Origin of the sequence: Streptacidiphilus anmyonensis, from assembly GCF_000787855.1 — a bacterium.
GTDB classification, from domain to species: Bacteria; Actinomycetota; Actinomycetes; order Streptomycetales; family Streptomycetaceae; genus Streptacidiphilus; species Streptacidiphilus anmyonensis.
Genome location: NZ_BBPQ01000113.1, coordinates 7,143 through 17,818 on the forward strand (window position 1 = coordinate 7,143; position 10,676 = coordinate 17,818).

At 71.2% G+C, this 10,676-nt stretch carries 10 protein-coding genes; 3 read left to right on the forward strand and 7 right to left on the reverse strand.

The window, feature by feature from the left end; translation table 11 throughout:
- Positions 1–138: 138 nt before the first annotated feature.
- Positions 139–1,554 carry a type I glutamate--ammonia ligase gene (gene glnA / locus TR50_RS40645; protein WP_042435071.1) on the reverse strand — a complete coding sequence of 472 codons (1,416 nt, stop codon included), beginning with the start codon at positions 1,552–1,554 and terminating at the stop codon, positions 139–141.
- A gap of 378 nt (positions 1,555–1,932) precedes the next feature.
- Between glnA and TR50_RS40650 the strand changes: the two genes are divergently transcribed.
- Positions 1,933–2,340, forward strand: coding sequence for an RDD family protein (locus TR50_RS40650; RefSeq protein WP_042435073.1), 408 nt, complete (start codon positions 1,933–1,935; stop codon positions 2,338–2,340).
- A 147-nt stretch (positions 2,341–2,487) separates the two neighbouring features.
- On the opposite strand, the gene TR50_RS40655 is transcribed toward TR50_RS40650, so the two are convergent.
- The 4 genes from TR50_RS40655 to lipB form a co-directional block, all read right to left on the reverse strand.
- Positions 2,488–3,177 (reverse strand): DUF4191 domain-containing protein, encoded by a 690-nt coding sequence (locus tag TR50_RS40655; RefSeq protein ID WP_042435077.1) that lies wholly within the window; start codon positions 3,175–3,177, stop codon positions 2,488–2,490.
- Between the two features lie 127 nt (positions 3,178–3,304).
- Complete coding sequence (locus TR50_RS47720) at positions 3,305–3,475, reverse strand: hypothetical protein (protein WP_162837981.1); 171 nt, start codon at positions 3,473–3,475, stop codon at positions 3,305–3,307.
- Positions 3,476–3,622: 147 nt separating this feature from the next.
- Entirely contained in the window at positions 3,623–4,576 is a 954-nt protein-coding gene (gene lipA / locus TR50_RS40660; protein WP_042435085.1) for a lipoyl synthase, read from the reverse strand.
- A gap of 110 nt (positions 4,577–4,686) precedes the next feature.
- Positions 4,687–5,520, reverse strand: coding sequence for a lipoyl(octanoyl) transferase LipB (gene lipB, locus TR50_RS40665; protein ID WP_042435090.1), 834 nt, complete (start codon positions 5,518–5,520; stop codon positions 4,687–4,689).
- 137 nt (positions 5,521–5,657) lie between these two features.
- Here lipB and TR50_RS40670 point away from each other — a divergent pair, with 137 nt between their 5' ends.
- Both TR50_RS40670 and TR50_RS40675 read left to right on the forward strand, forming a co-directional pair.
- Entirely contained in the window at positions 5,658–6,671 is a 1,014-nt protein-coding gene (locus TR50_RS40670) for an aldo/keto reductase (RefSeq protein ID WP_042435093.1), read from the forward strand.
- 41 nt (positions 6,672–6,712) lie between these two features.
- Positions 6,713–7,294, forward strand: a complete 582-nt coding sequence (locus TR50_RS40675) for a TetR/AcrR family transcriptional regulator (protein WP_042435096.1) — start codon at positions 6,713–6,715, stop codon at positions 7,292–7,294.
- A 16-nt stretch (positions 7,295–7,310) separates the two neighbouring features.
- Here TR50_RS40675 and TR50_RS40680 read toward each other — a convergent pair whose 3' ends face one another.
- Both TR50_RS40680 and TR50_RS40685 read right to left on the reverse strand, forming a co-directional pair.
- Positions 7,311–9,215: a helix-turn-helix domain-containing protein gene (locus TR50_RS40680; RefSeq protein WP_042435098.1), complete on the reverse strand. Its 1,905-nt coding sequence runs from the start codon at positions 9,213–9,215 to the stop codon at positions 7,311–7,313.
- Between the two features lie 35 nt (positions 9,216–9,250).
- Positions 9,251–10,627, reverse strand: coding sequence for an MFS transporter (locus TR50_RS40685; protein ID WP_042435101.1), 1,377 nt, complete (start codon positions 10,625–10,627; stop codon positions 9,251–9,253).
- Positions 10,628–10,676 lie beyond the last annotated feature (49 nt).

Genomic DNA, 10,676 nt, shown 5'->3' on the forward strand with positions numbered 1-10,676 from the left:
CCCCCCCCCGCGCCCCCCCCCCCCGGGCGACCCCGCCCCCGGGGGGGGCGGCGCCCCCGCCACTCCCTCGAGGGAGTGGCGGGGCTCCGGTGCGGACGCTCAGGGCTCCTCCTAAGCAGGGCACGAAAGCAGGCTCGCTCAGATGTCGAAGTAGAGCTCGAACTCGTGCGGGTGCGGCCGCAGGGCGATCGGGGCGACCTCGTTGGTGCGCTTGTAGTCGACCCAGGTCTCGATCAGGTCCTGCGTGAAGACGCCGCCCGCGAGCAGGTACTCGTGGTCGGCCTCGAGGGCGTCGAGGACCGCCGGGAGGGTGGAGGGGACCTGCGGGACCGCGGCGTGCTCCTCCGGGGCGAGCTCGTAGAGGTCCTTGTCGACCGGCTCCAGCGGCTCGATCTTGTTCTTGATCCCGTCCAGGCCGGCCAGCAGCATCGCCGAGAAGGCGAGGTAGGGGTTGGAGGACGGGTCCGGCGCGCGGAACTCGATGCGCTTGGCCTTGGCGTTGGCGCCCGTGATCGGGATGCGGATCGCCGCGGAGCGGTTGCGCTGCGAGTAGACCAGGTTGACCGGGGCCTCGAAGCCGGGGACCAGGCGGTGGTAGGAGTTCACCGTCGGGTTGGTGAAGGCCAGCAGCGAGGGGGCGTGCCGGAGCAGGCCGCCGATGTAGTAGCGGGCGGTGTCCGACAGGCCGGCGTAGCCCTGCTCGTCGTAGAAGAGCGGGGAGCCGTCCGTCCACAGCGACTGGTGGCAGTGCATGCCGGAGCCGTTGTCGCCGAAGATCGGCTTGGGCATGAAGGTCGCGGTCTTGCCGTTCCGCCAGGCGACGTTCTTGATGATGTACTTGAACAGCATCAGGTCGTCGGCGGCGGCCAGCAGCGTGTTGAACTTGTAGTTGATCTCCGCCTGGCCGGCGGTGCCGACCTCGTGGTGCTGGCGCTCGACCTCGAGGCCGGCGTTGGCCAGCTCCAGGGACATCTCGGCGCGCAGGTCGGCGAAGTGGTCGACCGGCGGGGCCGGGAAGTAGCCGCCCTTGTAGCGGACCTTGTAGCCGCGGTTGCCGCCCTCCTCGACGCGACCGGTGTTCCAGGCCCCGGCCTCGGAGTCGATCTCGTAGAAGGAGCGGTTCTGCTTCGTCTCGAAGCGGACGTCGTCGAAGACGTAGAACTCCGCCTCGGGGCCGAAGTAGGCGGTGTCGGCGATGCCGGAGGAGGCCAGGTAGGCCTCGGCCTTCTTGGCCACGTTGCGCGGGTCACGGCTGTACTGCTCGCCGGTGATCGGGTCGTGGATGAAGAAGTTGATGTTGAGGGTGGCGTCCTTGCGGAACGGGTCCAGGCGTGCGGTGCTGAGGTCGGGAACGAGACCCATGTCGGACTCGTGGATCGCCTGGAAGCCGCGGATCGACGAGCCGTCGAACATCAGCATCTCGGACGGGTCGAAAGCCGAGGCGGGCACCGTGAAGTGCTGCATCACGCCCGGCAGGTCGCAGAACCTGACATCGACGAACTTGACGTCGTTGTCCGAGATGTAGCGCGACACCTCGTCGGCGTTGTTGAACATCCATCCTCCTCGGCCCCGGCGGCTGCCGGGATTGCGGGTGCGGACCGCCGGTCCCGTCCGGCGATACCGGTTCTCGAAACCATAGGAAGTGGCCGTTTCTCGGCCGTGACCCATATGTTTCGCCGATGTTAACCGCGGGCCTCCCGAGAACCGAGAACCCGCGTCGTTGCTGCGTACTTGCGCCGTCAGGGCGATGGGGCGTGTTCACTCTCCCGTGAGTGGTCTAGACCGCACCCGGGCCGGTTGGCGGCAGCGACCCGGCGCGCGCCAGGGGTGGTTTCCAGGCGGCGCCGACGGCCGGGCTACTGTGGTGGCGTGGATGAGAGTCGTAAGGCCATAGGCAGCTGGATCGAGGGCCCGCGGGCCGGCGCTGAGCAGATGGGTGCGGATTTCGGCTACCGCGGCAAGCGCCTCGGTCTGCCCGAGGAGGGGCCCGGTTCGATCGCCGGCGCGGGGCGCCGCCTCGGTGCACTCGCGATCGACTGGTTCCTCTGCTACCTGGTGGCGTTCGCGCTGATCGCGAATCGGGACGTCAAGCAGGTCAACATCTGGATCACCGTGCTGTTCTTCCTGGTCAGCGTGCTGACGCTGGCCACGGCAGGGGCGACGCCGGGCAAGAAGCTGCTCGGACTGCGTGTCGTCAGCCTGAACGGCGGGCGCGCCTCGTTCGGCCAGGTCGCGCTGCGGACTTTCATGCTCGTGCTGGCGGTTCCGGCCCTGATCTGGGACCGGGACGGACGCGGCCTGCACGACAAGGCAGTCGGCACGGTCGAGGTCCGGGTCTGACAGAGGTCCGGGGCTGACGGGCGAGATCCGCGACCGAGGGCCGACGAAGACCAGCCGACGAAGACCCCGGAACGAACGACGCGGCCCCGGTGGCCGACCCACGAGGGCCGGCCACCGGGGCCGCGTCGTTCGTTCCGGGAAAGGTCGTCAGCGGGGGCCGGCGCCCTTGGGCATCCGCGAGCCCTTGGGGAGCGGACCCTTCGGGATCGGGGCGTTGGCCAGCAGATCGCCCATGGCGCGCAGCCGGTCGCTGATCTGCGTGGCCTGGGCGCCGGGGATGACGCGCGGCAGCTTCATCATGTGCGTCTGCAGCTTGTTGAGCGGCACCTGGCCCTCTTCGTTGCCGACGATGATGTCGATCACCGGCGCGTCGCCGACGACGCGGCTCATCTTGCGCTTCTCGGCCGCGATCATCGGGCGGAGGCGGTTGACGTTGCCCTCGCCGACCAGCACCACGCCGGGGCGGCCCACCGCGCGGTGCACGGCGTCCTGCTGGCGGTTGGCCGCGACGACCAGCTGGATGTTCCAGCCGCGCTTGATGTTGTTGAGCACCGCCGCAGCGGCGCCGGGCTGGCCTTCGAGCTGGCCGAAGGCGGCCTTCTCGGCGCGCCGACCGAAGATCACGACGGCCGCGAGCAGGCCGAGCACGAAGCCCAGGATGCCCAGGTAGATCGGGTGCCCGATCGCGAAACCGATGGCGAGGAGCACCGCGAAGGTGCCGAGCCCGACGCCGGCGACGATAAGACCGATCTTCGGGTCGACCCGCTTGGTCATGGTGTATGCCTGACGGATCTGGGAGAGCCGTCCAGGGCTGTTGGGGGATTCCTGCCTCGCCATGTGGTTCATGGTACGGGGCTGGACCAGCGGTTGCCCAAGCCTGGTCCCGGCAGAGGACCGCCTGTGTCCCAGTCGTGATGCGCGGGGCTGTGACGCTTCTCGCAGGGATGCGTCGAGCGGTGCGGCGTCAGCGCACGGCGCGCAGCAGCATCCGCTCGCTCTCCTGGCGGTCGCGGGCGTGCCGACGGTTCTCGCAGACGGCGTCCCAGGCGTTGCGGCGGGCCGTCTGCTGGCCGCCGGCGAACAGCAGGGACTCGGCCATCCGCAACGCGGAGGCGACGTTCTGAGCGAGGTGCATGGTGACCTTCTCCCCTTGGACTACCACGCCATCTTCACCACTTGGTGTTACCGCTCCGTGACCACTTGGTCAAACCCCCGTGAAAGGCGTGCGACAGACATCACAGGCACGCCTTTCCACGGCACGGCGACAGGCAGTGGGATCGGCTCAGACTGCGGCGGTGCCGCGGCGCTCCAGCGCCTGCCGGTACAGGCGGCCGGCGCGGTAGGAGGAGCGGACGAGCGGACCGGACATGACGCCGGCGTAGCCGATCTCCTCGGCCTCGGCCTGGAGCTCGACGAACTCCTGCGGCTTGACCCAGCGCTCCACGGGGTGGTGCCGCGGCGAGGGACGCAGGTACTGGGTGATGGTGATCAGCTCGCAGCCCGCCTCGTGCAGGTCGCGCAGCGCCTCGCTGACCTCCTCGCGGGTCTCGCCCATGCCGAGGATCAGGTTCGACTTGGTGACCAGACCGGCCGCGCGGGCCTCGGTGATGACCTTGAGCGAGCGCTCGTACCGGAAGGCCGGCCGGATCCGCTTGAAGATGCGCGGCACCGTCTCCAGGTTGTGCGCCAGCACCTGGGGCCGGGACGAGAAGACCTCGGCGAGCTGCTCGGGCACCGCGTTGAAGTCCGGGATCAGCAGCTCGACGCCGGTGCGGCCGGCCGCGCGCTCGGCGGTCATCGCGTGGATCTGGCGGACCGTCTCGGCGTAGAGCCAGGCGCCGCCGTCCTCCAGGTCGTCACGGGCGACACCGGTGATGGTGGCGTAGTTCAGGTCCATGGTGAGCACGGACTCGGCGACGCGACGCGGCTCGTCCCGGTCGAACTCGGCGGGCTTGCCGGTGTCGATCTGGCAGAAGTCGCAGCGGCGGGTGCACTGGTCGCCGCCGATGAGGAAGGTGGCCTCGCGGTCCTCCCAGCACTCGAAGATGTTGGGGCAGCCCGCCTCCTGACAGACGGTGTGCAGACCCTCGCTCTTCACCAGCGACTGAAGAGCGGTGTACTCCGGGCCCATCTTCGCCCGGGTCTTGATCCACTCGGGCTTGCGTTCGATCGGGGTCTCGCTGTTGCGGACCTCCAGACGCAGCAGCTTCCTGCCGTCGGGTGCGACAGCGGACACGTGCGGCTCCCTATCTTCGAAATCCAGTGCGTCCCCTAGGGTACGCCTGCGGTCGGGTGGGTCGGTGGGCCGAGTCGGCTCAGGCGCTGAGGCTCAAGCGGCGGTGGGGCTCAAGCGGTGGGGGTGCGCGCGAACAGCTCGGCGAAGTGGCGTTGGACGACGGGCATCGCCTCGGCTGCCGGTACGTCCCGGCCGAGCTCGGAGCTGAGCGAGGCGACGCCGGCGTCGCGGATGCCGCAGGGGACGATCCGGTCGAACCACGTCAGGTCGGGATTGCAGTTGAGCGCGAAGCCGTGCATGGTCACGCCGCGGGCGACGCGGACGCCGATGGCGGCGAGCTTGCGGTCGGCGCCGCGCTGTCCGGCGTTGGACGGGGCGTACTCGGGGCCGGCCATGCGCGGGTCCAGACCGAGCTTGGCGCCCATGCGCAGGGTGAGCGCGCCGATGTTGACCACCTGGGACTCGTCGACCCGGGCACCGGGAATCTCCTGGCCCAGCTTCCACACGCCGCTGCGTCCCTCGACCCGATTGCCCTCGACGCCGAACTCGGCGCAGGCCTGGATCAGCGCCTCCTCGAGTCGGCGGACGTAGGCCACCACGTCCATCGGCTCGGCGAGCTTGATGATCGGGTAGCCGACCAGCTGGCCGGGGCCGTGCCAGGTGATCTCGCCGCCCCGGGTGACCTCGACCACCGGGGTGCCGTCGAGCGGGCGGTCCTCGGGGCGGGTGCGGCGGCCCGCGGTGTAGACCGGCTGGTGTTCCAGCAGCAGCACGGTGTCGGGGATCTCGTCCGCCACGCGCAGCGCGTGCAGCCGCAGCTGCTCGTCCAGGGCCTCCTGGTAGGGGATGGTGCGCTCGCCGACGCCGAGAGGGACGAAACGCAGCTCGCCGCCGCTCTGGACGGCCGTCCCGTCCCCGGCCGGGCTGCCCGCTTCCGTGGCCACTGGGTGCCTCGCTTTCTGTCGTCCTGCTCCACGCAACTGTACGGCCGGGCCCGCTGTTCCCAGGGCTCCGGGCCGGGGCTTCGCCGGAACGGGTGACAGATATTGAAATCTGTCAGCCCATCTCGCATACTCGAGACATGGCACTCAACGAACGCACTCTCGGCAGCAAGAGCTCCCCGCTCCTCGTCTCCCGGCTCGGCCTGGGCGCGATGGGCATGTCCGACCTGTACGGCCCGGCCGACGAGGCCGAGTCGACGGCCACCATCCACGCCGCCCTCGACGCCGGGATCACGCTGATCGACACCGGCGACTTCTACGGCATGGGCCACAACGAACTGCTCATCCGTGACGCACTGCGCAGCAGCGGCCGTGCGCGCGGCGAGGTCGCGATCAGCGTCAAGTTCGGTGCCCAGCGCGACTACGCGGGCAACTGGATCGGCTACGACGCCCGGCCTGCGGCCGTGAAGACGGCCCTGGCGTACACGCTGCGCCGGCTCGGCACGGACTACGTCGACGTCTACCGTCCCGCCCGGCTCGACCCGAACGTTCCGATCGAGGAGACGGTCGGCGCCATCGCCGAGATGGTGGAGGCGGGGTACGTCCGCCACATCGGGCTCTCCGAGGTGGGGGCCGAGACGCTGCGCCGGGCCCAGGCGGTGCACCCGATCACCGATCTTCAGATCGAGTACTCGCTCATCTCCCGCGGGATCGAGAAGGAGATCCTGCCGACCGTGCGCGAGCTCGGCATCGGCGTCACCGCTTACGGGGTGCTCTCCCGTGGCCTGATCAGCGGTCACTGGCAGGCCGACCGGCAGCTGCCCGCGGGGGACTTCCGCGGCTTCAGCCCGCGCTTCCAGGGCGGGAACCTGGAGGCCAACCTGCGCCTGGTCGAGGCCCTCCGGACGGTCGCGGAGGCCAAGGGGGCTTCGGTGGCTCAGGTGGCGATCGCCTGGGTACTGGCCCAGGGCGACGACATCGTCCCGCTGGTCGGCGCGCGTCGCCGGGAGCGGCTGACGGAGGCCCTCGGCGCGGCCGAGCTCGTGCTCGAGCCTGCCGACCTGGCGGCCATCGAGGAGGCGGTGCCGCAGGGCTCGGCCGCCGGTGACCGGTATGTTGCTGCTCAGATGGCCCACCTGGACAGCGAGAAGTAACAGAAGCAACAGGCGAGAAGTAGCGGGAGCGACCGGTATCGATGGCGGAGGCAGCACTCACCCCGGAGGACATCCTCACCGCAGCGGAGGAGGTCCTGCGCCGGTACGGCCCGGCCAAGGCCACCGTCGTCGACGTCGCCCGCGCCCTGGGGGTGAGCCACGGCACCGTCTACCGCCACTTCCCGAGCAAGGCCGCCCTTCGGGGCGCGGTCACCCGTCGCTGGCTCGACCGTGCGCACGCCGCGCTGCCGGGCATCGCCGCCGGCCCGGAGGAGCCCCGGGAGCGGTTGCGGCTCTGGTTGGCCGCCCTGTTCCGGGCCAAGCAGGAGAAGGCTCTCGCCGATCCTGAGCTCTTCGCCACCTACCAGGTGCTGGTGGACGAGAACAGCGAGCTGATCGCCGAGCACGTCAGCGGCCTGGAGGCACAGCTGGCCGGGATCATCGTGGAGGGGCAGGAGCGGGGCTCCTTCGGTTCCGGCGATCCAGGGGCGCTGGGACACGTGGTCTTCCAGGCCACGGCCCACTACCACGACCCGGCCTACGCGGAGGAGTGGTCCCGGCCCGGCGCGGAGGGCGAGTTCGAGGCGGTGGTCGGCTTCGTGCTCCGGGGCTTGGCCTCCTGACCGGTCGGCGGCAGGGCTAGCGCGTCAGCAGGTGGAGGCGGAGCGCCAGTTGGAGCTCAAGAGCCCGCTCGGGGTGGTTCCAGTCACGGCCGAGCAGCGCCTCCACGCGGTCCAGGCGCTGGACGACGGTGTTGACGTGGACGTGCAGCGCGTCCTTCGCCCGGGTGAGGCTCCCGCCGCAGGCGAAGTAGGCGTCCAGGGTGTGGACTAGTTCGGTGCCGCGCCTGGCGTCGTAGGCGAGCAGGGGGCCGAGGGTCTCCTGGACGAAGCCCCGCACGTCATGGCCCTCGCCGAGCAGGACGCCGAGGAAGCCCAGATCGGCCGCGCAGGCGCCGTCCCCCTCGCGGCCCAGGGCGCACAGGGCCCGCAGGGTCCTCAGGGCCTCGGCGTGGGCGGCTGCGAGCGCGGCGATGCCACCCGCCGGGCCGGCCGCGCCCACCGTGACGGGGGCGCCCGTGAGCTGGGTGAGCTGCGCAGCGGCCCCAGCCGCCACTGTCGTCACCGGTGATGCGGGCGAGGTGGGAGAGGCGGGAGAGGTGAGCGAGGCCGGGGTCGTGCAGCCCGGCTCGGCCTCCATCGGCAGCACGAGCACGACGCCCTCCCCGTGCTCCGCGCTGATTCCGCCGCGGCCGAAGAGCAGGCGGGTCGCGGCGCTCGCCAGTCGGCTGCGGGCGCCTGCGGCGCCCACGCGGGCGGCCAGCAGCACATGGGGTCGGCGTAGGTCGACGCCGAGGCGCAGGCCGCGCTGGAGCAGTCCGGCGGGGTCGCGTTGGGGACTGTCCAGAAGGTCCGTCAGCAGTTCGCCGCGGACCCGGTTCTCCGCCTCGGCGACCGAGCGGCGCAGCAGGAGCAGCAGCGCGGTGACGACGCCCGCCCGTTCGAAGAGGCGGCGATCGGCGTCCTCCAACTCCGGACGCCCCGTCAGCACCAGGCTGCCGAGGAGCTCCTGACCAGCCAGGACGGCGCAGACCCAGTGGCCCTCCGCCTCCACGGCCCGGCCGGTGGCTCGGGACTCGGCCACCGGTGCGCGGACGTCGAGCCCGGCGGGTTCTCCGGCCAGTCGCTGGCCGTCGGGGTCCAGGACGGCGATGCCGCCGCCCAGAAGGGCGGAGACGGCCTCGGCGACGGCGGGGACCTCGCCGCCGCGCAGGACGAGGTCGGTCAGGCGGTCGTGGGCTTCCTCGGCGCGCTGGATCGCGGCAGCGTGGGCGCGGATCACGGCGTTGGCGGCGGCCAGGTCCGCCAGTGCGGCCCGCGTGTCGTCCAGGGCGCGGGCGGTGTCGATGGCGATGGCGGCGTGGGCGGCCAGCGTGCACAGCAGCGCCACCTCGTCGGGGGAGAACGGTCGCGGGTTGCGGTCGGCGGCGAAGAGCACCCCGATGACCTGCTTCTCCAGCAGCAGTGGCACGCCCAGGATGGCGACCAGGCCCTCGTCGAGGACCCCGGCGTCGATGTTGCGGGTGTGGTGGAACCGGGCGTCGGTGCGGTAGTCGGGGGTGGCGTAGGGCCGGGCCGTCTGGGCGACGAGCCCGCCCAGCCCCTCGCCGAGTTCCAGCCGCAGCGTCTGGAACAGCGGCGAGACCGAGCCGTCGGTGACTCGCATGTAGGTGTCGCCCGCCTCCTCGTCCGGGAGGGTGAGGTAGGCGAGGTCGGTCCCGAGCAGCAGTCGGGCCCGGCGGACGATGGCCTGCAGCACGGCGTCCAGGTCGCGGGAGGCGGCCAGGTCGGTGGCGGTGTCGAAGAGCGCCGTCAGTTGGGCCTCGCGGCGGCGGTGCTGGGCCAGGGTGCGGTGGACGCGCAGGGCTTGGGCGGCGGAGCCGGGCGCCGCCGCGCCGGCCTCGCCGAGTTCCTCGGCGGAGGCGCCCACGGCCAGCAGTCGCAGCAGCCGTTCCGCGGGGTGGATCTCGGTCTCTTCGGGCATGGTGCGGGCCATCGTCGCAGGAGAGGGCGGACGTGTCACGGGGCGGTCGGCAGCGCCTCGGCGGTCGTCTCGTCGGGATCTTCGAGCCGGCCGCCGCGCGTCTCACGGGCGAAGAGCAGCGCCACCACGGTCACCACGGCCGCCAGGCTCACGTAGAGCGAGATCGGCGTCGAGGTGCCGTAGCTCTTCAGCAGAGCCACAGCGATCAGCGGGGCGGGGGCGCCGGCGGCGACGGAGGCGAACTGGGCGCCGATGGAGGCCCCGGAGAACCGCATGCGGGTCTGGAACAGCTCGGAGAAAAACGCCGCCTGCGGGGCGTACATGGCGCTGTGGAAGATCAGACCGACCGTCACCGCGAGCACCAGGGCCGGGAAGGACCTGGTGTCCAGCAGGGCGAAGAACGCCCACGCCCAGGCGCCGGTGCCGACGGCCCCGACCAGGTAGACGGGCTTGCGGCCGATCCGGTCGGAGAGCGCCCCGAAGACCGGGACCAGGCAGAACTGGATCGCCGAGCCGATCAGGACCGCGTTGAGGGCCGTCTGCTTCTCGAGCTTCAGGTGGTCGACGCAGTACGTCAGCACGAAGGTGACGATCACGTAGTAGCAGATGTTCTCGGCCATCCGGGCTCCGATGGCGACGAGGACGTCACGCCAGTGGTGCCGCAGCACGGCGAGCAGCGGCGGCTGTTCCTTCTCGCCCTCGGCGGCGCGGGCCTCGGCGCGGCGGCGGGCCTCCTTGAACAGCGGGGACTCGTCGACGCCGAGCCGGATCCACAGTCCGATCCCGACCAGCAGGGCGGACAGCAGGAACGGGACGCGCCAGCCCCACGACACGAAGGCCGCGTCGGGCTGAACGGTCGTCATCAGCGAGAGCACGCCGACGGCCAGCAGGTTGCCGAGCGGTGCGCCGCCCTGGGGCCAGGAGGCCCAGAAGCCGCGGCGTCGGGCGTCGCCGTGCTCGGAGACCAGGAGTACCGCGCCGCCCCACTCGCCGCCCAGGGCGAAGCCCTGGATCAGGCGCAGGACGGTCAGCAGGATCGGGGCGGTGACGCCGAGGGTGGCGTAGCCGGGCACGCAGCCGATGAGGGCGGTCGCCACGCCCATCATCAGCAGGCTGATCACCAGCAGCCGTTTCCGGCCCAGCCGGTCGCCGTAGTGCCCGAAGACCAGGGCGCCGATCGGCCGGGCGGCGAAGCCGATGGCGTAGGTGAGGAAGGAGAGCAGGGTGCCGGTCAGCGGGTCCGTGGTCGGGAAGAAGACCTTGTCGAAGACGAGGGCGGCGGCGGAGCCGTAGAGGAAGTAGTCGTACCACTCGATGGTCGTGCCGACCAGGCTGGCTCCGACGACCTTGGCCAGGCCTTTGGGGACTCTCGAAGCGGATGCGGTCTTCGTGGATGCGGTTTCGGTTGCCACGACGATGGGGCCTTCCGTGGGAGGGGTGGGGGAGGGCTCAGGAGGGGTG

Bases quoted from the DNA above. Each gene is read 5' to 3' on its own strand.
- glnA (WP_042435071.1), bottom strand. From the start codon at position 1,554: ATGTTCAACAACGCCGACGAGGTGTCGCGCTACATCTCGGACAACGAC.
- TR50_RS40650 (WP_042435073.1), top strand. From the start codon at position 1,933: ATGGGTGCGGATTTCGGCTACCGCGGCAAGCGCCTCGGTCTGCCCGAG.
- TR50_RS40655 (WP_042435077.1), bottom strand. From the start codon at position 3,177: ATGGCGAGGCAGGAATCCCCCAACAGCCCTGGACGGCTCTCCCAGATC.
- TR50_RS47720 (WP_162837981.1), bottom strand. From the start codon at position 3,475: ATGCACCTCGCTCAGAACGTCGCCTCCGCGTTGCGGATGGCCGAGTCC.
- TR50_RS40670 (WP_042435093.1), top strand. From the start codon at position 5,658: ATGGCACTCAACGAACGCACTCTCGGCAGCAAGAGCTCCCCGCTCCTC.
- TR50_RS40675 (WP_042435096.1), top strand. From the start codon at position 6,713: ATGGCGGAGGCAGCACTCACCCCGGAGGACATCCTCACCGCAGCGGAG.
- TR50_RS40680 (WP_042435098.1), bottom strand. From the start codon at position 9,215: ATGCCCGAAGAGACCGAGATCCACCCCGCGGAACGGCTGCTGCGACTG.